General features: G+C 64.0%; 18 protein-coding genes. 10 read left to right on the top strand and 8 right to left on the bottom strand.

Going from position 1 to position 22,210, the window contains the following annotated elements:
- The first annotated feature begins 1 nt into the window (after position 1).
- The 5 genes from WG921_RS05935 to WG921_RS05915 are packed head-to-tail and all read left to right on the top strand — an operon-like array spanning position 2 to position 6,341.
- Entirely contained in the window at positions 2 to 943 is a 942-nt protein-coding gene (locus WG921_RS05935) for an ABC transporter permease (RefSeq protein WP_340108286.1), read from the top strand.
- On the top strand, positions 936 to 1,799 hold the full coding sequence (locus tag WG921_RS05930; protein ID WP_340108285.1) for an ABC transporter permease: 864 nt from the start codon (positions 936 to 938) through the stop codon (positions 1,797 to 1,799). The genes WG921_RS05935 and WG921_RS05930 overlap by 8 nt, the downstream gene beginning before the upstream one ends.
- Positions 1,796 to 3,859, top strand: coding sequence for an ABC transporter ATP-binding protein (locus WG921_RS05925; protein ID WP_340108284.1), 2,064 nt, complete (start codon positions 1,796 to 1,798; stop codon positions 3,857 to 3,859). Before WG921_RS05930 ends, WG921_RS05925 begins: the two co-directional genes overlap by 4 nt.
- Positions 3,860 to 3,917: 58 nt before the next feature.
- Positions 3,918 to 4,931 carry an agmatinase gene (gene speB, locus WG921_RS05920; RefSeq protein ID WP_340108283.1) on the top strand — a complete coding sequence of 338 codons (1,014 nt, stop codon included), beginning with the start codon at positions 3,918 to 3,920 and terminating at the stop codon, positions 4,929 to 4,931.
- Between the two features lie 15 nt (positions 4,932 to 4,946).
- Positions 4,947 to 6,341, top strand: coding sequence for an aspartate aminotransferase family protein (locus WG921_RS05915; RefSeq protein WP_340108282.1), 1,395 nt, complete (start codon positions 4,947 to 4,949; stop codon positions 6,339 to 6,341).
- A 417-nt stretch (positions 6,342 to 6,758) separates the two neighbouring features.
- Here the strand turns inward: WG921_RS05915 and WG921_RS05910 are convergent, their stop codons facing one another.
- From WG921_RS05910 to WG921_RS05895, 4 genes are all read right to left on the bottom strand, one after another.
- The gene (locus WG921_RS05910) at positions 6,759 to 8,081 is read right to left on the bottom strand and encodes an aspartate aminotransferase family protein (RefSeq protein ID WP_340108281.1); all 1,323 of its coding nucleotides are present in this window, start codon (positions 8,079 to 8,081) and stop codon (positions 6,759 to 6,761) included.
- Between the two features lie 15 nt (positions 8,082 to 8,096).
- On the bottom strand, positions 8,097 to 8,975 hold the full coding sequence (locus WG921_RS05905) for a beta-keto acid cleavage family enzyme (RefSeq protein WP_340108280.1): 879 nt from the start codon (positions 8,973 to 8,975) through the stop codon (positions 8,097 to 8,099).
- Positions 8,976 to 9,056: 81 nt separating this feature from the next.
- The gene (locus tag WG921_RS05900; RefSeq protein ID WP_340108279.1) at positions 9,057 to 9,830 is read right to left on the bottom strand and encodes a GntR family transcriptional regulator; all 774 of its coding nucleotides are present in this window, start codon (positions 9,828 to 9,830) and stop codon (positions 9,057 to 9,059) included.
- A 126-nt stretch (positions 9,831 to 9,956) separates the two neighbouring features.
- Positions 9,957 to 11,297: a pyridoxal phosphate-dependent decarboxylase family protein gene (locus WG921_RS05895; protein WP_340108278.1), complete on the bottom strand. Its 1,341-nt coding sequence runs from the start codon at positions 11,295 to 11,297 to the stop codon at positions 9,957 to 9,959.
- 458 nt (positions 11,298 to 11,755) lie between these two features.
- On the opposite strand from WG921_RS05895, the gene WG921_RS05890 reads away from it, so the two are divergent.
- From WG921_RS05890 to WG921_RS05870, 5 genes are all read left to right on the top strand, one after another.
- Positions 11,756 to 12,775: an amino acid ABC transporter substrate-binding protein gene (locus tag WG921_RS05890; RefSeq protein WP_340108277.1), complete on the top strand. Its 1,020-nt coding sequence runs from the start codon at positions 11,756 to 11,758 to the stop codon at positions 12,773 to 12,775.
- Positions 12,776 to 12,928: 153 nt separating this feature from the next.
- The gene (locus WG921_RS05885) at positions 12,929 to 14,017 is read left to right on the top strand and encodes an amino acid ABC transporter permease (protein WP_340108276.1); all 1,089 of its coding nucleotides are present in this window, start codon (positions 12,929 to 12,931) and stop codon (positions 14,015 to 14,017) included.
- A gap of 1 nt (position 14,018) precedes the next feature.
- A complete protein-coding gene (locus tag WG921_RS05880; protein WP_340108275.1) occupies positions 14,019 to 15,134 on the top strand; it encodes an amino acid ABC transporter permease in 1,116 nt (371 codons plus the stop codon).
- Positions 15,131 to 15,910: an amino acid ABC transporter ATP-binding protein gene (locus tag WG921_RS05875; protein ID WP_340108274.1), complete on the top strand. Its 780-nt coding sequence runs from the start codon at positions 15,131 to 15,133 to the stop codon at positions 15,908 to 15,910. Before WG921_RS05880 ends, WG921_RS05875 begins: the two co-directional genes overlap by 4 nt.
- A gap of 190 nt (positions 15,911 to 16,100) precedes the next feature.
- Positions 16,101 to 16,265, top strand: coding sequence for a hypothetical protein (locus WG921_RS05870; RefSeq protein ID WP_340108273.1), 165 nt, complete (start codon positions 16,101 to 16,103; stop codon positions 16,263 to 16,265).
- A gap of 61 nt (positions 16,266 to 16,326) precedes the next feature.
- Here the strand turns inward: WG921_RS05870 and WG921_RS05865 are convergent, their stop codons facing one another.
- From WG921_RS05865 to WG921_RS05850, 4 genes are all read right to left on the bottom strand, one after another.
- Positions 16,327 to 17,538, bottom strand: coding sequence for a BaiN/RdsA family NAD(P)/FAD-dependent oxidoreductase (locus WG921_RS05865; protein WP_340108272.1), 1,212 nt, complete (start codon positions 17,536 to 17,538; stop codon positions 16,327 to 16,329).
- A gap of 1,069 nt (positions 17,539 to 18,607) precedes the next feature.
- Entirely contained in the window at positions 18,608 to 19,597 is a 990-nt protein-coding gene (locus tag WG921_RS05860; protein WP_340108271.1) for an asparaginase, read from the bottom strand.
- 1 nt (position 19,598) lies between these two features.
- Positions 19,599 to 21,134 (bottom strand): aldehyde dehydrogenase, encoded by a 1,536-nt coding sequence (locus WG921_RS05855; protein WP_340108270.1) that lies wholly within the window; start codon positions 21,132 to 21,134, stop codon positions 19,599 to 19,601.
- A gap of 9 nt (positions 21,135 to 21,143) precedes the next feature.
- The gene (locus WG921_RS05850; RefSeq protein WP_340108269.1) at positions 21,144 to 22,052 is read right to left on the bottom strand and encodes a polysaccharide deacetylase family protein; all 909 of its coding nucleotides are present in this window, start codon (positions 22,050 to 22,052) and stop codon (positions 21,144 to 21,146) included.
- Positions 22,053 to 22,210 lie beyond the last annotated feature (158 nt).

Here is a 22,210-nt window from a genome sequence, read left to right as displayed (position 1 = left end):
CATGTTGACCTACATCATCAGACGGATCGTCGCGATTGCGACGATCCTGGTGATATTGTCGATGCTGATCTATGCGATCACGCAGGCGCTGCCGGGCAATGTCGCACAGGTGATCGCGGGCCAGTTCGCGACACCCGAGACCGTTGCGGCGATTGAGGCGAAGCTCGGCCTGAACGATCCGTTCTACGTCCAGTACGGGCGCTGGGCGTTGAACATCCTTCATGGGGATCTCGGCGATTCGCTGATCCTCGAGCGGGCGATCGGGCCGGTGCTTTGGGAAGCGCTTTACAATTCGGCGCTTCTGGCTGTCGTGGCCTTCGTCCTGGTGACGGTTCTCGGAATCGGACTCGGCGTCGTCTCGGCGGTGCGCCAGAACGAGCCCTTCGATCACGCCGTGTCCATTTTCACCTTCCTCGGCATTTCGGTGCCGGAGTTCTTCTGGGGCATCATCCTGATCCTGGTGTTCGCGCGATGGCTGCAATGGCTGCCCGCGGGCGGAATCCCGGACTCGGGAGGTTTCCAGGCGATCGCGCCGCATGTCATCCTGCCGGCTGTCACGCTGGCCTTCGCGCTGATCGCGCATGTTTCGCGTATGACCCGCTCCAGCATGATCGACGTCATGCGCAGCCAGTATGTGCGCCACGCCCAGGCCAAGGGATTGACCGAACGCGCCGTGATACTGCGCCATGCGCTGCCGAACGCGTTGCTCCCCACAATCACGGTGCTGGCGATCGATGTCGGCTGGCTGATTGGCGGGGTCGTCGTTACGGAGACCGTGTTCGCCTATCCCGGCCTCGGCCGCGCGCTGATGTTTGCGATCGAGCGGCACGACTTGCCGATGATTCAGGCCAGCATCCTGGTGATCGCCGCCATCTATTGCACGGCGAACCTGGTGGCCGATCTGCTCTATGCCTTCTTCAACCCCAAGATCCGCTATGGATAGCGTCGCCGCCCCCCCGCGGCCCAGGGCCAGGTGGCGCACCTATCCGGCCGCGCTTTGGGTCGGGCTCGCCATCACGCTCGTCATCGTGGTCCTTGCGCTGCTGGCGCCGCTGATCGCGCCCTATCCGTATGACGAGATGAGCATCCTCACGCGGCTGAAGCCTCCAAGCGGCGCACACTGGTTCGGAACGGACGATTTCGGACGAGACGTGTTCAGCCGGACTCTGATCGGCGCGCGCCTGTCGCTGTTCATGGGGTTCGGCGCGACCTTGATCTGCTTCGCCATCGGCGTGCCGCTCGGCCTGCTCGCAGGTTATTCCAACCGCCGGGTCGATGAAATCATCATGCGAGCGATGGACGTGCTGATGTCGTTTCCGCCTATCCTGCTCGGCCTGCTGATCCTCTCGGTCACGCCCCCCAGCCTGTGGAAGGCGATGATCGCCGTGGGCATCGTCTATGTGCCGGCGATCGTTCGCCTGACGCGCGGCGTCACGCTGGAGATCGCACAGGAGGAATTCATCGTGGCGGCGCGCGCGCGCGACGACGGCCTGTTCTATATCCTGTTCCGGGAAATCCTGCCGAACGCCTGGCCGCCCTTGATCGTCGAAGCCGGGCTCCGTGTGACGTTCGCCATCCTGCTCGGCGCGGCGTTGAGCTTCCTCGGCATGGGGGCGCAGCCGCCAAGTTCGGATTGGGGGCTGATGATCAGCGACGCGCGGCCCTATCTCGAATCCGCGCCATGGATCGCGATCGCGCCCGGCCTCGCCATGAGCGTCACCGTGATCGGCATCAGCCTGCTGGGAGACGGGCTGCGCGTCGTGCTTGATCCGCGTCTGCAGGCGGGCAGGTCGAAATGAGCACCTCGCCACTTCTGCGCGTCGACTCCCTGAATGTCGCCTATGCGTCGCTGTCTGGGAACGTTCCGGCGCTGCGCGACGTATCGTTTTCCATTGAGCGCGGCGAGGCGCTGGCGCTCGTCGGCGAGTCGGGGTCGGGAAAGAGCACCGTCGCGATGTCGGTCCTCGGGTTGCTCGGCTCCGAGGCGACGGTGACTGGCGGCGGCATATTCTATGACGGCAAGGATCTGACGCAGGCCTCGCCCGCCGAGCTTCGGGCGCTGCGCGGCAATCGCCTGAGCATGGTGTTCCAGGATCCATTCGGCACCCTCAATCCGGGGATGCGGGTCGGACAGCAGACCGCTGAACCGCTGATGCGGCATCAGGGCATGTCCCGAAGCGACGCGATGGAGCGGGTTGTCGAGGCCTTTTCCGAGGTCGGGCTCCCGCGGCCGTCCGAACTGGTGTCGTCATATCCGCATCAGTTGAGCGGCGGCATGCAGCAACGTGTGCTCATCGCGTCGGCTCTGATCTGCGAGCCGGATCTGATCGTTCTGGATGAACCGACGACAGCGCTTGACGTGACGATCGAAGCGCAAATTCTCGATCTTCTGGATGAACTGAGGCGGCGGCGCAATCTGGCGATGCTGTTCATCACCCATAACCTCGGTGTGGTGAACAAGCTCTGCGATCGCGTTTGCGTGCTCTATTCGGGCGCCGTGCTGGAGGAGGGGCGCAAGGACGCGACCCTCAAACATCCGCGCCACCCTTATACGCAAGGGCTGCTCGGGGCGATCCCCTCCATCGGTCCGCAGCGGAGGGCGCGGCTCAAACCGATTCCCGGCCATCTGCCGGAGCCCGGCAACCCTCCATCCGGCTGCGTGTTTCATCCGCGTTGCCCGCATGCGATCGAGGAATGCCGGACGGAGCCGCAACAGTTGCTCCCCTTCGCTGAAGGCATGGTGCGCTGTTGGCGCGCCGACGCTCTGCCGACGCGTCAAGAGGAGCGGAGTGTAGGAGAAACCTATGTCGCGCCCGCCGGCGAGCCGCTCATGGAGGCGCGCGACATTGGCAAACGCTTTGCGGGCGCGCGCCGCATCAAGCTCGGCGGACCGGCCATGATCCGCATTGAGCGGCCCGAGGTCAGGGCCGTCGACGGCGTGTCGTTGAAGGTGGCGCCCGGCGAGGTGCTGGGGCTGGTGGGGGAAAGCGGCAGCGGGAAATCGACGCTCGGACGCTGCCTGATCCGCCTGATTGAACCCGATATCGGTGAAGTGGTCTTCGATGGGGAGGACGTGAGCGAGGCTCGCGGCGACGCGCTGCACGCGTTCCGTGGCGATGTGCAGATCGTGTTCCAGAATCCGACCTCCTCGCTCAACCCTCGAAGACGGGTGGGCGCCACGATCGGTCGTTCGCTCGACCTGCTGGGCGACGTGCCGAAGCCCGAGCGCCGGGCGCGGATCGAGGCGCTTCTGGAATCGGTGGGGCTGCCGGGCCATTTCGCTGAACGCTTTCCGCATCAGCTCAGCGGCGGCGAACGCCAGCGCGTCAGCATCGCGCGGGCGCTGGCGAGCAAGCCGAAATTCATCGTTTGCGACGAGCCGGTTTCTTCCCTCGACGTGTCGGTTCAGGCGACGGTGCTCAACCTGCTCGCCGATCTGCGCGAGGAGTTGAAGCTCTCTTATCTTTTCATTTCGCATGATCTGTCGGCGGTCGCTCATATCGCGGACCGCATTGCGGTGATGTATGCGGGCGCGATCTGTGAGGAAGGCCCCACCGACAAGGTTCTCGCGCGGCCGAACCACCCCTATACCGAGGCGCTGCTCTCCGCGGTGCCGACGATCGGCGACGATGCTGCGGAAGGCGCGCGCGTCAGGCTGCGCGAGGCGGCCGGGCCTCTTTTCGGCGCGACGACGGGGTGCCGCTTCCACAATCGCTGCCCGCGCAAGATCGGCGCGATCTGCGAGGAGAAGGCGCCGCCTCTTGTGGAATTGAGCGAGGGACACTGGATCACCTGCCATCTCTCCCGCGAGGCGCTGCGCCAACCGCTCCAGTCGTCGAAAAAGACTACTTCCGCCTAAAACCCCGCTCGCGACGAGCTGGGGCCGCAATCATGCATGATCTGATGGAGATATGACGATGGCCAACCCAGCTGCACCGGTTCCACCCAACTATGTGACGGGCATCCTCGGAGCATCCGGAGGGTATACTGAAGGCCTGCTGATCCAGGCGGACGATCATCGACGGTTCAGTGGGCTTGCGACTTTCCTCAAGGCGCCGCCGATGGACGATCCCGCCGACGCGACCATCGGGATCGTCGGCGTGCCGTTCGATGGCGGCAGCTCGCGCACCGGCGGGTCGCGCTTTGGCCCGCGCGGCGTGCGCGATAGCAGCTTCCGGATTTCCGGCTATAACGCCGAACTCGATGTCCAGCCGTTCGAGGCGCATCGCATTGTCGATTGCGGCGATATTCTCGTCTCACCCTTCTCGATCACCGACACTTATCAGGCGATCCAGGCCGGCGTCGCCAAACTGCACGCGGCCGGGATGCTGCCGGTCGCCATCGGCGGCGATCATTCGATCACGCTTCCGCTGCTGCGCGCGGCGCACGCCAAGCATGGGCCGCTGTCGGTGGTGCATTTCGATGCGCATTGCGATGTCTCCGACTCGCAGTTCGGCGCGGACTATCATTATGGCAGCGTGTTCCGGCGCGCGGTCGAAGAGGGCATCGTCGCTCCCGACAGGATGATCCAGATCGGCATCCGCAAGCACTACCATCCCGGAGAGATCGCCTTCCTCAATCAGCACGGCATCGAACGCGTCACCACCCACGATCTCAAGGCGATGGCGCCGACGATACGCAAGTCGCTGGCCGCTCGTCTGGCGCGTCTTGCGGGATCGAAGATCTATGTCACCTTCGACATGGACTTCGTTGACTCCGCGCATGCGCCGGGCATCGGCAGCCCCGAGCCGTTCGGCCCGACGAGTTTTGAGGCGGTCGAAGCCCTGCGCGCGCTGACAGCCGTCTCCAGGGACATTGTCGCCATGGACCTGGTGGAGCTCTCGCCAGTTCATGACGTGAGCCACCTGACAGCCTATCTCACCGCGCAGATCCTGTTCGAGATGGTTTGCATCGTTCCCGCGACGTCCTGACGAGGAGACCCCACGATGATCAGCCCTGCCGAACGTTCGGGCTCATCGCCGCATAGCAATCTTCTGCATCGCAACCTGCACGGCGCGCCCCCGCTTGCGGTCGGGGGGCGCGACGTCTGGCTGATCGATGCGGACGGGCGCGAGATCCTGGACGGCTCCGGCGGAGCCGCGGTGTCATGCCTTGGCCATCAGCACCCCCGGGTGCTCTCGGCGATGGCCGCGCAGGCCGGCAAGCTGACGTTCGCTCACACCAGTTTCTTTACGTCGGAACCGGCCGAAGCCTTGGCCGATGAGCTCGTGGGCCATCGGCCGGGGGGACTTGCGTACGCCTATCTGGTCAGCGGCGGCTCGGAAGCCGTCGAGGCTGCGCTGAAACTCGCACGCCAGTACTTCATCGAGATCGGCCAACCGGCCCGCTCGCATTTCATCGCCCGCCGGCAGAGCTATCACGGCAACACCCTCGGCGCGCTGGCGGTGGGGGGCAACGCCGGACGGCGCGCGCCATACGCTCCGCTGTTGTCGGATTCCTTCAGTCATGTGACGCCAGCCTTCGCCTATCGCGAGAAGCGGGAGACCGAAGATGACGGGGCGTTCGTGCGGCGGCTGGCCGCCGAACTTGAAGCGGAGTTTCAGCGCGTCGGACCCGATACCGTGGCCGCCTTCGTCGCCGAGCCGGTCGTCGGCGCCACGGCGGGGTGCGTCCCGGCTCCGGAGAATTACTTCCGGGCGGTCCGCGAGATCTGCGACCGCCATGGCGCCCTGTTGATCCTCGACGAGGTGATGTGCGGCATCGGCCGCACGGGCACGCTCCACGCCTGGGAGCAGGAAGGCGTCGCCCCGGATATCCAGGTCGTGGCCAAGGGGCTCGGCGGCGGCTACCAACCGATTGGAGCGACCCTTGCGTCGGCCAGGATCGTCGATGCGATCCGCGACGGATCGGGCGCTTTCCAGCACGGCCACACCTACCTCGCACATCCGATGGCCTGCGCGGCGGCGCTCGCCGTCCAGCGCGTCATCAGGGAGGAGGGGCTGCTGGAGCAGGTTCGGAAGATGGGAGACCTGCTCGACGACCAGCTTGTAAACCGCCTCGGCAACCACCGCCATGTCGGAGACATTCGCGGCCGGGGCCTGTTCCGCGGCGTCGAGCTGGTCGCCGACCGCACGACGAAAAGGCCGTTCGATCCCGCGTTGAAGCTGCATGCGCGAGTCAAGCAGGAGGCTCTCGCCCGCGGTCTCGCCTGCTACCCATCAGGCGGGACCGTCGACGGCCGCCATGGCGACCATATCCTGCTCGCGCCCCCGTATATCGTGACGGAGGATCATATCGGTATGATCGTCGAACGGCTTGGCGCCGCGATCGACGCCGCCTGCAACGCCGCCGATCGCCAAGCGGAATCCGCGCTCGACTGATCCATACCACGGCGCATGCGATGTCGCCGAAGGTCTTGAGCGGCCCAACACGCCCATCGCATCCCGACCGGCCCGCCTATGGCGGCGAGGGGCGACGCCTCGGCGCAGCCTGAAGCTTTGCGGCCCCTCGCCGAACGGAGACCCGCGCGGCCCGCGTGACGGCGCCGGGCGGACACATGACCGCGCCCCGCAACGATCGCCAAAACTCAAATCAACCCGTGCGAAGACAGAGCCGTCCCCACAGGACAACGCCGAAAGACGCGCCCAATCGCGCGCCGCGCAGCGCGAAATGAAAGATCCGCGCGACCGGCGATCGCACCCCCCGCGCCGATTGGCGCAAACGCCCGCCGGGTTCCGGTCGCGGGCGCATGACAAGGCGGCGGCGGGTCAGGGTCCGCTAGGATTGCGCCACTTCATTCAGCGCGCCTTGCCGGAAAGCAGGGGCCGACGAATGGTGATGAAATCCTCGACCGCAGCAAGCAGAGAGTCGACGTGGCGTTGTTCGTGGACCAGCGACAGATTGATCATGCCGCGCCGCGCCAGATAGATGCCGCGCTCGAGCATGTCGAAGAAGAACAGATCGCGCGCGCGCGCATCGCCTCGCGCCGCATCCTCCACGTTATGAATCCTGTCTGTCGTCATGTGGACATTCATCATCGACCCAAGCCCGGTGAAGCTCATCTCAACGCCATGTTTTCTGGCGAGCATGTTCAGCTTGTCGCGGGTGTCCTCCCCGAATTCGTTCAGCGCCTTGACCGCATCTCTGGTGTAGATTTCGGTCATCGCCGCCATGCCGGCCGCCATGGTGAGCACATTGTTGTTAAAGGTGCCCGCGTGGGAGATGGCGTGCGGCTGTCGCGGGTCGAGATGGCTCATGATGCTTGCCGCGCCGCCGAATGCGCCGAAGCTCATGCCTCCTCCGATATATTTGCCGAGCGTGGTGAGATCCGGGGTGACGCCATGCTCCCCCTGCAGCCCGCCCGGGCCGAGGCGCGAGGTCATCACCTCGTCGAAGATCAGCGTGACGCCATGCGCTTTCGTCGTTTCGCGCAGCATCTCGAGGAATTCGCGTGTCGCCGGGATGCACCCGCCGCCGCCCTGCATCGGCTCGAGGATCACCACGCCGAGCGCGGAGGCGTTGTCCTCGATCAACTGCCGTGTCGCGTGGACATCGTTGTAGCGGGCGATAACAAAATCGAACGGCGCGTTGATGATGTTGTGCCCATGGTGGAAGGTGAACACGCCGCCATGGTAGCCGCCATTGAACACCATCACCTTCTTGCGCTTGTTCACCGCCAACGCCGTGCTGATCGCCATGAGGTTGGCTTCGGTTCCGGAATTGGTGAAACGCACCAGATCGAGGGCCGGGAAACGTTCGCACAGGGTCGCGGCGAACTCGGCTTCGAGCAGACCATGCCCGCCGTAATTTATGCCGGCGTCCAGCGTCCTGTCGATCGCCGCACGAATGACCGGATGGGAATGGCCGAATATGCCGGCCGTGTATTCGCCGAGGAAGTCGGTGTATTCATGCCCATCCGCATCCCATAGATGCGGGCCTTCGCCGCGCACCATGGCCAGGGGGAACGGCGTGTAGAACAGGCTGGTGCGGGTGTTGCCGCCAGGCATGGATTTCGTGGCCTTGACGTAGGCCGTTTCGCTCTTCGGGTTCCGGCTGGTGAAAGTCTCCTGCGCCTCCTGCAGCGCGGATTCCAGGCTGACGTTGGTAGTGCTGTCCGACATGACTTCCTCCAGGTGTTAACGGCTGATATTCAGCAAGGCGCGCGCCTCGGCCGGTGTAGCCGGACTGTGGCCGAGACTGTCGATGATGGACACCGCCCTTTCGACCAGCGCCGCGTTGCTCGGCGCCAGCTTGCCGCGCGCGAGATATAGATTGTCCTCCAGCCCGACGCGGACATTGCCGCCGAGCAGGATCGCCTGCGCAACCATGGGAAACTGATGCATGGAGATGCCGAAGGCGAACCACACGCAATCCGGCGGCAGCAGATTGCGCATGTACAGCATCGCTTCGGTGCTGGCCGGCTGCGACCACAGGATGCCGAGACAGATCTGGAACAGGGCCGGGGAACGGATCACCCCCTCATCGATCATGCGGCGCGCGAGCCGCACATGGCCGGCCTCGAACACCTCAAGCTCCGGAAGCACGCCAGCGTCGCTGATCGTCTTGGCCATGGCGCGAAGGTGGATGGGCGTATTGAGGAACGCGTGATCGCCCATGTTCATCGAGCCCATGTCGAGGCTGCAGATTTCGGGGCGCAGAGCTTCGACATGGCGCGTCCGCTCATCCGGCAGAGACAACGTCGTGCCGGGGCCGCCCTCCCGCGGATTTGTCTCGCCAGGCGTAAAGCGGCCGCCCGTGCCGGTGGTCAGGTTGATGATCACGTCGACGCCGCTGTCGCGAATGCGTTCGGTGACTTCGCGATAGAGCGCCAGATCCATGCTTGGCGCGGTGGTTTTCGGGTCGCGCACATGAATATGCACGATCGCAGCTCCGGCTTTGGCCGCGTCGATCGCCGATGTGGCGATCGCTTGCGGCGTCACCGGCACCGCCGGGTTCTTGCCCGTTGAATCCGCGGATCCGGTCACCGCACAGCTAATCATGATCTTTCGGCTCATCAGACTGACCTCTCTTGTGGCGTGCGCAGGGGTGGGGAGAGCCGGGGAACGGCCGACTCCGAGTGCTCTGTTCGGCTCCCGTCAATCATCGGTCGCCTGGAACAGGGTGTCTCCGACGATGTGATCGGCGGCGCCGGCGATGTCCGCATGGACGGCGGCCCTCGCCTCGGCGGGGTCATGGCGCTGCATGGCGCTGAGGATGCGCGCGTGATTGTCATTGCCGCGCCAATCCGAGGTTTGCTTGTGCAGGATATGAAAGAATGGCCCCGCACGAACCCAGAGCGACTGGATCACGTCGATCAACGCATGTGAACTGACCGCGTCGTAGATCAGGAAATGAAATGTCTGATTGTGGGCGAGATAAGCGCGGATGTTCTCATCATTATGGGGACGATCCGAAATCTCGCACATCTCTTCATGCTCGCGGGCAAGCGCCTCCAGCGTCGCGTCGGTTACGACTCTGGCGGCCGCGTCAGCCGTCGCCGCTTCGATCAGAGAGCGAGCGACAATCAGGTCGCGATATCGCTCGGCGGTGACCAGCGGCACGCGCACGCGGCGATTTTCCAGCAGCTCGAGCGCTCCAATCGCCACCAGGCTCTTGACGGCTTCGCGCACGGGCATGGTGCTCACGCCAAGCGCGTTGGCGACCGCGCGCAACGGCACCGCCTGTCCGGGCGCGAAATAGCCGCTGGCCACCGCCTGATGCAATGATTCATAGACTTGCTGATTGAGCGACTGCCGCGTCACGCCAGTCAGACTGGCGAATGGGGAGCCGAGAGCCGTCGCGGACCCGCCTGCGCCAGGCGCGCCCGCTGCAGGCGGAGTCTCGTTTGCGGCTGGCTTGGATCTGGCCATTGGTCTCAACCTTGATTTTGCTTTCTCCGTAGGGGTCTCATTATCGTAAAAAGGATGAAGAGATTTTCTTGTTTTCGCCCCTCTATGAAAGGGGGGTCAGGGCCGGATCATTCAGCGCGCTTCCCGCTAGTATGTCCTGGGGTTGAACACGCCGCGCTCACCGCTCCTGCGCACGATTTTCACCGCCGCGGCGACATCCTCCAGATACTGCGGCGCCGCGGGCAGATGAACGGGATTGACCCCTTGCTGGATCGCGAGCGGCTCGCGCAACTGACCGGGAAGCCAGCCCCTGTTCTGCAATTCGTTGGCGACTGCGATGATATCCACGTCGGGGTCCTGTGAAGCATACGCGTAGAGGTTGGCTTCACGGTTCGGCTCCAGGCAACGCAACCCCGGAATCGAGTTGATGCCGTCGATCAGCTGGCAGGTCGCGTCCATCGCCGCTTTGGTGGTTTCCAGATAGCCCTCGCGGCCGAGAAAACGCATCACCGCCCAGGCCGCCGCGATTGCTCCCGCCGGCTTGCTGCCCATGAAAGACGGCGTCGCGTAAGTGCCCCGCGGCCAGCCCGAGAACTCGAAACGTTCGAGTTTCTTCAGATCCTGGTCGCAAAACACCAGCGCGGACGCGCCCTTCGCGCCATAGCCGAACTTGTGGATGTCGGCGGAGAGACTGGTTACGCCCTCCACGCCGAGGTCCCACGGCGGAATCGCATACCCGAGCTCCTTGGCGAAGGGGGAAATGAAGCCGCCCCAACAGGCGTCGACATGCAGCCAGAGATCGCGCTTGGCCGCCGCCGCTCCCAACTCCCGGATCGGGTCGAATACGCCGTAAGGGTAGCACGGGGCGGAGGCGAAAAGCATGATTGTGCGGTCATCGACCAGTTCCAGCATCCGCTTGACGTCGGCGCGCCACTCCGCCCCGACGGGGACGCGGACAATGTCGATATCCATGATCTCGCCAGCCTTGTTCAGCCCGGCGTGAGCGCTTTCCGGGGCGACGACGTTGAGCCGCTCCCGCTCGCCCTTTCCGTTGAGCGCCCGACGGGCGCGGTGGCGATTGCGCGCGGTGCGAACGGCTTCGAAAAGGCTTTCGGTGCCGCCGGATGTGAAGGTCATGCCGGCGCCGGCGGGCGCATGGAACAGGTCGAGAAGCATTGCGCTGATATCTTCGAGCATACGCGTCAGGCTCGGGAAGGCGCGCCCTTCGCCAAGGCCATTTTCAACAGAATAGAGCCGGTAGGCGTCCATCTGAACGCGCAGCAACTCGTCGCTGTAGAAATAGGTGTAGGAAGGCAGCCGCCCTCCGCGCCAGTCATAGTCAAGCGCCTTGAAGCTCTTCAGCCCGCGCTCAAGCGACGCCCAATCCGCGCCGGTAGCCGGAAAGGCGCTGACGCGGGGAATATCGCCCGGGGCGCAGTCAGACGATGACCCGCGCCTGCGCGCGTTGTCGGTATCGGCGCCAGCCATCAAAACCTCCTATCGTTATTCGTGATCACAATGTATCTGCAAAGCACTGACATCGGCAAGGATGAATCGTCGACTCAAGAGACGACGCGCCATCTAGCGACGCACTGCCATAATAAATCATTTTATTACATATAGTTAATGATATTTCCGCGACGAAGGAGCGCCCTGCCGCCATCGCGCGCGGGCGGTGAGGCGTTTCCACCTTGTCAGAATATCATATATGTGATCATATTTATCTTGATCACATATAGCCATCCTCATCGGGATCGGGCGGCTGCGCGCGGAGGTGAAGTTTGTGGTGTTCGCGAGGGGATAATTGCGCCGAGTCATCTGCGCCGAGCCGCCCACGCCGACATGCGAGGCGTTCATCATTCGCGACAAGGCGCGGGTGGATGTCGAGCATGACGGCGCCGAGCCGCAGTCGTTACGAACACTCTCAGCCAAGAACGGAGATCGACATGAAGACCAGAGTTCTAAGCCTCGCGGGAGGCGCGATGCTGTCATTGGTTCTGCCAATGGCGGCGCAGGCCGATATGCTCGAAACTGTCATGGATGCGCAAACCATAAAGTGCGGCGTTTCGGACAACCTGCCCGGGTTCTCCACCCTGAACGACGAGGGAGCCTGGACGGGCTTCGACGCCGACTACTGCCGGGCGTTCTCGGCGGCGGTGTTCGGCGCTGGCGACAAGGTCAAATTCACCCCTATCGCCTTCAACCAGTCGTTCACGGCCCTGCAATCGGGCGAGGTCGACGTGCTTTCGCGCAGCGTGACCTATACGATTTCCCGCGACACCCAGCTCAAGGTCAATTTCATACCGCCGACCTTCTATACCGGTCAGAGCTTCATGGCGCACAAGAAGCTTGGCGTGAACAGCGTCAAGGACCTGAGCGGCGCGGCGATCTGCGTGTTGGCCGGCAGTGTGACGGAACGTTACATCGCGGACTATTTCCGCGCCAACGACATGGAGTTCAACCCGATTGCGATCGAGCAGACGTCGCAGGTTCAGGCTGTCTATGAAAGCGGCCGCTGTGACGCGATGTCCCATGAGACGCCCTCGCTCGCGATCGCGCGTTCGCGCTTCAACGATCCGGAGGCGCATGTGATCCTCCCGGAGGTGATCGCCAAATCCTATGAGGCGCCGCTGGTGCGCGAGGGCGATGATCGCTGGGCCGACATCATCCGCTGGACCCATTTCGGGCTCGTCACCGCCGAGGAGCTCGGCATCACCCAGGGGAATGTCGATGAGATGCTCAAATCGAACGATCCGGTGGTGAGAACCTTCCTCGGCGTCGACGGCGACATTGGCGAGAAGATGGGTCTCGCAAATGACTGGGCGGCGAACGTCATCCGGGCGGTCGGCAATTATGGCGAGATTTACGACCGGCATCTCGGCGAAGAGTCCGTCCTCAGGATCGCGCGCGGAATGAACGATCTTTATGAGCGCGGAGGGCTCCTTTACGCCCCGTCATGGCGTTGACAAGCCGGCGGCGCCCATCGGTCGCGGGCGCTTCCTTCGGATGATGGCCAACGCAAAATGGACGTCTAGATGACTGTGTCTTCCGATCAATATCGGGCGCCTCCGTTCTGGAGGCGCCCATTGGTCCGCGGTTTCCTGATACAGGCCGGGCTCGTGATCTTCCTGGCGGCGGCGGTGTCGTTCTTTGTCGGCAACGCCGCCGTCAACCTGGCCAAGAACTCGCTGACCACCGGTTTCGGCTTTCTGGGGAGCGCCGCCTCGTTCGAGCTCGGGGAAAGCATCACCGGCTTCACGGCCGGGGACACCTTTCTCGAAGCGTTTTACGCCGGGATCGCCAATACGCTCTCGGTATCGGTGGTCAGCATCATCGCCGCCACGATCATCGGGGCGCTGGTCGGCGTCGCCCGCCTGTCCTCGAACCCCCTGGTCCGTTCGCTTGCGGGCGGCTATGTCGAACTGGTTCGCAACATCCCTCTCATCCTGCAGATGATGTTCTGGTACGCGGTGATTTCGCGCTCCCTCCCGTCGCCGCGCCAGGCGTTGCAGCCGGTTGAGGGTCTGTTCCTCAGCAATCGAGGCGTCAATTTCCCGACATTGCGCATGGATGCGCCATATCTCTGGATCGCAGTCGGCCTGACCGCGCTGCTTGTTCTGTTGCTGGCGCTGCGCCGGTCGGCGCGGATTACGAAATGGCGGCGACGGACGGCCGATGCGCTGCGCGATCGCAGATTGCCGTTCGCCCTGTCGGCCGCCATTCTGGCGCTGTTGCTCGCCACGTCTACGATTGAAGCGCCGCGTCAGGCTGGCTTCGGTTTCAGCGGCGGCGCTTCGATTTCACCTGAATTCACCGCGGTGTTCTTTGGCCTGACGATTTATACGGCGGCGTTCATTGCGGAGAACGTGCGCAGCGGCATCCTCGGGGTCTCGCGGGGCCAGAAGGAGGCGGCGGCCGCTCTCGGGCTGCGCGGGAGCCTGACCATGCGCCTGATCATCCTGCCGCAAGCCCTGCGCGTCGTCGTGCCGCCGCTGGCGAGCCAGTATCTGAACATCGTCAAGAACAGCTCCCTGGCTGTGGCCGTCGGCTTCCCGGATATCATGCGCGTTGCGACGATCGTCATCAGCGAGACAGGCAAGGCGATCGAGGTGATCGCGGTTGTCATGGCGATCTATCTGACCCTCAGTCTGATCATTTCCTATCTGATGAATGTCTATAACCGCACCATCATGGCAAAGGGAGGCTAGCGTGGCGGAGCAACAGGCCACGCCTCAGCCGCCGCGGGAGAGCCTGCGCCCGAGTCGAAGGGCGATGAAGCTGTTCAAGGGATTGTTCGGCTCCCCGCTCAACGCCTTTCTGACCCTCGCCATCTGCGCGTTGATGGCGATGGTTCTGCCGCCGCTTTTCCGGTGGGCGATCCTCGACAGCGTCTGGGGGCACGCCGGCAGGGAGGCCTGCGCGCAGGCGTCCGGGGCCTGCTGGTCGTTCATCAACGCCAAGGTGCGGCTGATCGTGTTCGGGCGTTATCCTTACGAAGAGCAATGGCGGGCTCTGCTCGCCATGTTGATCTTTCTCGGCTCGATGGTGTTCACGGCGGACTGGCGTCGCTGGCGTCGCCCCCATGCGGGGCGGACTCTCATCATCCTCTGGCTGGTTGTCCTTCCAACCTGCGGCGTTCTGATGACAGGCGGCCTTTTCGGTCTCCGCTATGTGGAGATCGACCGTTGGAGCGGCCTGCCGCTGACGCTGATGCTGTCCGCCTTCGGCATCTTCCTGTCGTTGCTCCTGTCGATCTTTCTCGCGCTTGGCCGCCAGTCGAAATTGCCCGTCGTGCGCTGGATCTGCATCGTCTATATCGAGTTGATCCGCGGCGTGCCGCTGATCAGCATCCTGTTCATGGCGGCGCTGATGCTGCCGATCATCCTGCCCGAAGAACTGGTGATATCGAAGATACTGCGCGCGCAGATCGCCTTCATCATGTTCTTCGCCGCCTATATGGCCGAAGTCTTGCGCGGCGGTTTGCAGGCGATCGGCAAGGAACAATACGAGGCCGCCGACACGATCGGCCTGTCCTATTGGCAGAGCATGCGGAAGATCATTCTGCCGCAGGTCTTTCGTCTGACGATCCCTTCGCTGGTCAATATTTTCATCTCGGCGTTCAAGGACACGTCCCTCGTCGTCATCATCAGCATGCATGACCTTCTGGGCACCACCAACGCCGCGATCATGGACCCTGAATGGCTCGGCATCTACGTGGAGGCCTATGTCTTCACCGCGATGATCTACTTCATCTTCTGCGGCACAATCTCCTGGTACAGTCAGAAGCTCGAGCGGCGCATGAAGTCCGGCGAGGCGCGGCGATGAGCGAAGCGATCACTTCAGGCGCGCAGCCCGCCGCGCGGGAACCCGCGATCAGGTTCGAGGATGTGCATAAGTATTTCGGCCCGTTTCAGGCGCTTGACGGCGTCAATCTCACCGTCCGTCGCGGCGAGGTCGTCGTCGTTCTCGGCCCGTCCGGTTCAGGAAAATCGACGCTGATCCGCTGCATCAACGGCCTTGAGGATTTCCAGCGCGGCCGGATCATGGTCGGTGATGTGCCGGTCGATCATCGGCTTGGCACCATACCGCAAATCCGGCGCAAGGTCGGCATGGTGTTTCAGCAGTTCAACCTGTTTCCGCATCTGAGCGTCATCGAAAACTGCACCGTCGGCCTCGTGATGACGCGGGGCATGACCGAACGGCGGGCGCGCGAGTGGGCGATGGAGTTCCTGGTCAGGGTCAGGGTCGAGGACCAGGCCCGCAAATACCCGAGCGAGCTTTCCGGCGGCCAGCAACAACGTGTCGCCATCGCGCGCGCCCTGTGTCTGCAACCCGAAGTGTTGCTGTTCGATGAGCCGACGTCAGCGCTTGACCCCGAGATGGTGAAGGAGGTGCTGGACGTCATGAAAGACCTGGCCGAAAGCGGCATCACCATGATCTGCGTCACCCACGAGATGGGTTTTGCGCGCGCGGTCGCCGACCGGATGGTGTTCATGGATGGAGGACGTATCCTGTATGACGAGGCGCCGGACGTGATCTTCGATCAACCTCGCACCGGTCGTCTGGAGGAGTTTTTCAGCCACATCTCGAATTTCACCTGAGCAGGCTGGCGGCCGGCACGCCTCGCCGCGCTGTTTGCGTGCGCGTATCTCGATAACCCGGCGATCCTTTCATCGCCGCCGGGAAGGGCGCGGTCGAGCGAACCATCATCCGGGCGCTCGGCGTCAAGACGGTGAAGGGCGACCGCCGCCCGCAGCTTTCGCCGAGCCGCTCGGGCGCAGGGCCGGGTTCGTGGAGGAGCTGGCGGGGCGGCGGCGTGAGCTCGAGGGGGATCCCGAGCATCCGCATCGCGCCCTGTCCGACAGCGAAATCGCGCACAACGCGCGCATCATCGGGATCATCGACCGAGGCCATCAAAAGCGGGGCGGCGACTGGATCACGTTCCTTGCCAGATAGACGCCGATATCCGCTTATAAATTGTCGCCTTTATTTGCACCTGCGGCGCCGGGAGCGACCATCAAGTCGAGCTGTCGCCGGACCCGCCACCCGCGCCGGTCAGGTTCATCCGGCGCGCAGCGATGGCCAAACCGGCGGCGACGCCAGATGACCAGGCCCATTGGAAGTTGTAGCCGCCCAGCCAACCCGTCACGTCGACAGCTTCACCGATCGCGTAGAGCCCGGGAACACTGCGCGCCTCCATTGTCTTTGACGAAAGCGAAGCGGTGGAGACACCGCCCGCGGTCACTTCCGCCTTAGCGAAACCTTCGGTTCCGGTCGGCCGGAACGTCAGTCGGGTCAATGTCCCGGCGGCGGTTTCGAGCTCGGCGTCCGTAAAATTGCCAAGCTCCTTGGTGATGCCGATACGGATCGCGAGCGCCTCCGCGAGGCGGTTCGGAAGATGCTGCGCAAGCACTGTCTTCAGATGCGCCCGCGGCGTTTCACGCCTCGCGGCCCGAAGCTTCTCGGTTGCATCGGTCAGAACAGAAAGTGAGACCGTCTCGCCGGAGCTCCAGTAGGATGAGACTTGGAGAATCGCCGGGCCGGACAGGCCCCTGTGCGTGAAGAGCGCCGCCTCCTCGAAGGCGACGTCGCGCACCGTCGCAACCGTGGGACAGGACACGCCCGAGATCGATGTGAAGAGTCTATCCGCCTCTCCAAGGGCGAGAGGCACGAGAGCCGGACGCGGCGTGACGACCTCGAGACCGAAGCGCCGAGCGATGGCGTAGGCTATGCCGGTGGCCCCCATCTTGGGAATGGATGGGCCGCCTGTTGCGATCACGAGTTGGCGCGCGGCGCCGCATGCCAGTCGGAATCTCCCGTCGGCATGTTCGATCTCGCCGATGCGGGCGCCAAGCCTGATCTCTACGCTTCCCTTGCGGCATTCCTCGAGCAGCATGGCCACGATCTGCCGCGCAGAGCCATCGCAGAACAATTGACCCAGCGTCTTCTCATGCCATGCGATACGATGACGCTCGACGAGGGCGAGAAAATCCCACTGAGTGTATCGGCTCAGCGCCGATTTGGCGAAATGCTCGTTCTCGGACACGAAGTTTTCAGGGCCCGTCCCGGTGTTGGTGAAATTACACCTGCCGCCGCCCGAGATCAGGATCTTCTTGCCCGGCCTGTCCGCGTGGTCGATGAGAAGCACCCTGGCGCCGGCCTGGCCAGCCGTTGCGGCGGCGATCAGACCTGCGCCGCCCGCACCGAGGATGATCGCGTCATATTCCATTCCAGCCTTTCCGGGATCTCGGTCTCATGGATCAAAAGCGTGTCTGTACCTTTGCAGGCCAGCGCCAACCCGCTGGCCGGTGTCGTCATGTGTGGACGGCTCCGTTTGCGCAAGGATTGATTTGAGTTTCTGGCGATCGGTGCGAGGGGCGGTCATGTGTCCGGCCTGTTGTCGCGGCGCATATGACCGATGGCCCTGATGAAGTCCGCCCAGGGAGTTCTGATCCGCGGCGGCGCAAAACCAGGCCAGCGACAAGGCGCCGAGCGCGAAGGCGCGCGCCGTCCTCCATGACGCGCGTCCTGCGCCTTGCACGGCTCGCGCCGGACATCGTCGGGGCGGTCCTGAGCGGCAAGCAGCGCCCGGAGGCGACGCTGGCGCGGGCGTTGAAGCCATGTCCGTTCGAGCGGGAGCGGCGACAAGCGCAGTTCACCTCAACCGCCGCTGAGACCCCAAACCCACACATAATATTCTCATTGCGGGTGAGTTGTGTTTCAAACTGCCGAATGTCGGGAGTTTTTCATGACCGACCACCCCTTCTGGCTCTCCGCAGGGCGATTTCCCCGTCTCACCCCCCTTCTCCCGAACAAACTGCGCGGCGTTCCGAGGGGCGATGACCGGCGGGCGATCCCGAGGGTCATGGCAGGTCACTTCCCACCGACAAGAGAGACCTCAGCACGCGGCGACGCGACACTGGCGCAGCCAGGGGCGGCAAGGCTACGTCGGGTCCAACAAGCGACGGGGAGATCCGTACGCCTGCGCCCAAGCCACAAAGCTGCATGAAAATACTGAAGGTCGAGGCGGTCTATCTCGCCGAGCGCCGGACCTTCGAGGATGCCGCCGCAGACTCGCCCGCCTTCATCGACACCATCTACAACGCCGCCCGCCGCATTCGGCGCCGGGACATCCGCGCCCAAATCAGTTCGAGGAGAAAAACGCTCCGGAATGGTTAAAACAAACCGCCTGAAATGCCCCGCCGTAAGGGCGCGCTCCACAAATGGCCAAGCTTTCCGAGGTCATTGGAATGGGGTGACACGGCTACGCTTTTATACTCCAGACTGACAAAACAGCGCTAATTGACGGTCGAGAACGAGGCTTTGATGCTCTGCGTGCTCGCGCCACTAGCCAATTGCATCTGCAGGAAGATGCGGGATTTTGCGGGGCCGAGAGAGCCGGACGGAATCAGCCCTTTGGCGAGAAGGTCTGTTTCCGAACCAGGAAACCCATAGGTTTTGGTGAACACGGGGCCATCGACGACACGTGTCGCGAGAATGACGGGCATCCGCTCCGCCAGCGCCGCCAGCTTTGCGGCATGTGAGCCGGGCGCATGTCCGGCGCCCATGCCGACGATAACCGCGCCGGCATAGCCCAAGCCCGGGACAGCATCGATCATGCGGCCGTCGTCGCCGAGGCCGAGCGTCACCAGCGCCACCGCCGGCAGGTCGTCGCCATCAGGCAATCGCGGAAGTTTCGGCATGGGAATTGTGCGGGCGTGCATTCGCGCGCGTCCTTCGAGGACCAAGCCGATGGGCCCCTGCGGCGACGACGTGAACGCCGAGGCGAGTCCGGTGTGCCCCTTGCGGACGTAGCGGGCGGCGTGAATTTCGTCGTTCAGGATCGCGACCACGCCGCGCCCATCCATGTCGGGCGAGGCGGCGTAGGTCACGGCGGCGAGGATGTTGGCCGGGCCGTCCGCGCCAGCCGCTTCCGGGCCTCGCATCGCGCCGGTGACGACCACGGGCTTGACGCCGCCGACGAGGCAATCCAGCACGAAGGCCGTCTCCTCGATGGTGTCGGTGCCCTGAACGACGACCACGCCCGCGAAATCATCGGCAAGCGCCGCGTCGATCATGCCCGCGAGCGCGTTCAGGTGCGAAAGCGTCAAGGACGCTCCGGGCAACTGATAGGGGGAGCGCGCCTCGATCTCGGCGACGGCGCCCAGCCCGGGGACGGCGGCGACAAGATCGGCGCCGGTCAGGGTCGGAACGATCCCCTGTCCGGGCGCCCCCTTCATCGAGATGGTGCCGCCGAGCGCCAGCAGCAGAACGCGAGGCCGGGCCATCTCAGCTGTACCGCTTCTCGGTTTCGTCGTCGGCGAACCAATCGAACGCCTCGTCGGAGACGTTGACCACGACGCTTTGCAGCTTGGTGTATCCTTCGTAGCAGACGATGCCGTTTTCCTTGCCGATGCCGCTGTCCTTGAAGCCGCCCCAGGGCGACGAAGGATCGATGCGGTGATGATCGTTGATCCAGACGATGCCGGCGTCGATCCGTTCTGCGACCCGGTGGGCGCGGGCGACGTTCTTGGACCAGACGCTGGCGGCGAGGCCGAACTGGGTGCCGTTGGCGAGCGCCACCGCCTCGTCCTCGCCATCGAAGGGCATGACGCACACCACCGGGCCGAAGATTTCCTCCTGCGCGATCCGCATGTCGTTGGTCACATCGGTAAACACCGTCGGCGCGTGGAAGAAGCCGTTGGCGAAGGCGCCGTCCGTCAGACGTTCGCCGCCGGCGGCGACGGTGGCGCCCTCCTGGCGGCCGATCTCCACATACTTCTCGACAACGCCGAGCTGCCGGGCGGAGACCAGCGGCCCCATCTGAGTGCGCGGATCGGTCGGATCGCCGACGCGTAGCGCCACAGTCCGCTTCACCAGCAGCTCGACGACCTTGTCATAGATGTTCCGCTGCACCAACAGCCGCGCGCCCTGCACGCAGGTCTGGCCGGCGGCCACGAACGAGGCGAACAGCGCAGCGGCGACAGCTTCCTGTTCCGGCACGTCGTCGAAGACGACGACCGACGCCTTGCCGCCAAGCTCGCCCGAGAACGGGATCAGCTTCTCGCCCGCCATGGCGGCGACCTTGCGGCCGGTTTCGGTGCCGCCGGTCAGATCGAGCTTGCCGATACGGGGGTGGTCGCAGAGCGCCGCGCCCGCGGCGACGCCGAAGCCGGGCACCACGTTATAGGCGCCGTCCGGCAGGCCTGCGTCGCGGAGGACATCGGCGAGCATCAGCGGCGTGACTGGCGCGATTTCGCTCGGTTTCACCACGACGGTGTTGCCGGCGGCGAGCGCGGGGGCGACCTTCTTGGTGAGGATCAGCAGCGGGTGGTTCCACGGCGTCACCAGACCGACCACGCCGATGGGTTTGCGCCGCGTGTAGTTGACGTAAGATCCACCGAAGGGCGGCACGCTGCTCTCGTACGTCCGGGCGACGGCGCCAAAATAGGAATACCATTCCGGCATGCGCGCGAGCTGCGCCTTCATCTCGCGGACCGGGCGACCGGTCTGCGCGACTTCAACCTCCACGAAGGACGGCATGCGTTCCGCCAGGATGGCGGCGGCGCGATTCAGGATTTCAGCACGCTGCAACGGCGACATGCCGCCCCATACGGGCGCGGCCTTCTCGGCGGCGGCGACGGCGGCCTCGATATCCGCGGCGTCGCCCTCGGCGATCTCACAGAGCGTTTGGCCGGTGGCGGGGTTGATGACGGGGAACGTCTTGCCCGAGAGCGCGTCGACCTTTTCGCCGCCGATTTCGAGGGGATAGTACGCAGCGAGCGCCGCAACCGGCCTGGATTTCACTTCGTTCATCGTGGGCATACCCGTTCTTTACGCTAGCGTTTCGTTCTTCGTCGCGTCCGCGTACCAGTCCAGGATCTCCGATCCCGTCCACATGCAGACGCCCTCGTGCCCGAGGATGTAGTCGTAGAGCTGCTCCAGATACTTGATCCGGTGCGGCGCGCCGGTCAGGAACGGGTGGATCGAAATCGCCATCACGCGGGGGATATCCGCGCCCTCTTTATAGAGACAGTCGAAGTGATCCTTGCCGCGGCGGAAGATCTCGTCCGATGGCTGGCCCTGTACGGCGGTCATGACCACGTCGTTGATTTCGACGGTATAGGGGATGGCGGTGATATTGCCGGTTTTGGTGCGAAGCCGAGACGGCAGGTCGTCCAGCACCCAGTCGCAAACGTATTCTATGCCGGCGTCGGCCAGCAGATCGAGGGTGTGATCGGTTTCGGTCAGGCCGGGGCTCTCCCAGCCGCGCGGCGCCTTGCCGGTGAAGGCCTTGATGGCCTCGATTGTGTCGGCGATGGCCTTCTTCTGATCGTCGACCTTGTGCATGGGGCGCTGCGTATAGCCATGGCCGATGAAGTCCCAACCGGCGTCAAGCGCGGCCTTGCAGGCCTGCGGGTACACCTCACACGCGGAGCCGTTGACGGCGAAGGTCGCCTTCAGGCCGCGCTCCTCCAGCGCCTTCAGATAGCGCCAGAACCCGACTCGCATACCGTACTCGTGCCATGACCAGTTGGGGACGTCCGGCAGCATCGGCTGCCCCATGGGGGGCGGCAGAACGGCGCGCGGCATGGCGCTGGTCGGGATCCAGTTCTCGACATTGACGATGGTCCAGACCGCGACCCGAGCGTCGTTCGGCAGCTTGATCCTGGGGCGATCGACGATGGGCAGATAGTCCAGCCGACCGCGTAGCGTTGCGCCGATATCCGTTCCGTCCGTCATCGGAAAAATCCTTTCGGGCAAGGGCGAAATGGGTGTGAGCACCCTTTCATCGTGGCTTGGGACGAGCAATATATTAGATATAATATCTTGTCAAACCAGACTCCCGCCCCTAGGGTGCGATGCGCAATCCGTTCCGCATCGATGAAATTGCGGCTTAG

It is taken from the genome of Paludibacillus litoralis, assembly GCF_037646705.1.
Lineage (GTDB): Bacteria > Pseudomonadota > Alphaproteobacteria > Rhodobacterales > Rhodobacteraceae > Pikeienuella > Pikeienuella litoralis.
Note: the sequence above shows the minus strand (reverse complement) of the source record. Positions and strands in the feature narration are given on the sequence as shown.

What these genes read in the sequence shown, in the direction of transcription:
- WG921_RS05935 (WP_340108286.1), top strand. Translation starts at nt 2, where the DNA reads ATGTTGACCTACATCATCAGACGGATCGTCGCGATTGCGACGATCCTG.
- WG921_RS05930 (WP_340108285.1), top strand. Translation starts at nt 936, where the DNA reads ATGGATAGCGTCGCCGCCCCCCCGCGGCCCAGGGCCAGGTGGCGCACC.
- WG921_RS05925 (WP_340108284.1), top strand. Translation starts at nt 1,796, where the DNA reads ATGAGCACCTCGCCACTTCTGCGCGTCGACTCCCTGAATGTCGCCTAT.
- speB (WP_340108283.1), top strand. Translation starts at nt 3,918, where the DNA reads ATGGCCAACCCAGCTGCACCGGTTCCACCCAACTATGTGACGGGCATC.
- WG921_RS05915 (WP_340108282.1), top strand. Translation starts at nt 4,947, where the DNA reads ATGATCAGCCCTGCCGAACGTTCGGGCTCATCGCCGCATAGCAATCTT.
- WG921_RS05910 (WP_340108281.1), bottom strand. Translation starts at nt 8,081, where the DNA reads ATGTCGGACAGCACTACCAACGTCAGCCTGGAATCCGCGCTGCAGGAG.
- WG921_RS05905 (WP_340108280.1), bottom strand. Translation starts at nt 8,975, where the DNA reads ATGAGCCGAAAGATCATGATTAGCTGTGCGGTGACCGGATCCGCGGAT.
- WG921_RS05900 (WP_340108279.1), bottom strand. Translation starts at nt 9,830, where the DNA reads ATGGCCAGATCCAAGCCAGCCGCAAACGAGACTCCGCCTGCAGCGGGC.
- WG921_RS05895 (WP_340108278.1), bottom strand. Translation starts at nt 11,297, where the DNA reads ATGGCTGGCGCCGATACCGACAACGCGCGCAGGCGCGGGTCATCGTCT.
- WG921_RS05890 (WP_340108277.1), top strand. Translation starts at nt 11,756, where the DNA reads ATGAAGACCAGAGTTCTAAGCCTCGCGGGAGGCGCGATGCTGTCATTG.
- WG921_RS05875 (WP_340108274.1), top strand. Translation starts at nt 15,131, where the DNA reads ATGAGCGAAGCGATCACTTCAGGCGCGCAGCCCGCCGCGCGGGAACCC.
- WG921_RS05865 (WP_340108272.1), bottom strand. Translation starts at nt 17,538, where the DNA reads ATGGAATATGACGCGATCATCCTCGGTGCGGGCGGCGCAGGTCTGATC.
- WG921_RS05860 (WP_340108271.1), bottom strand. Translation starts at nt 19,597, where the DNA reads ATGGCCCGGCCTCGCGTTCTGCTGCTGGCGCTCGGCGGCACCATCTCG.
- WG921_RS05855 (WP_340108270.1), bottom strand. Translation starts at nt 21,134, where the DNA reads ATGCCCACGATGAACGAAGTGAAATCCAGGCCGGTTGCGGCGCTCGCT.
- WG921_RS05850 (WP_340108269.1), bottom strand. Translation starts at nt 22,052, where the DNA reads ATGACGGACGGAACGGATATCGGCGCAACGCTACGCGGTCGGCTGGAC.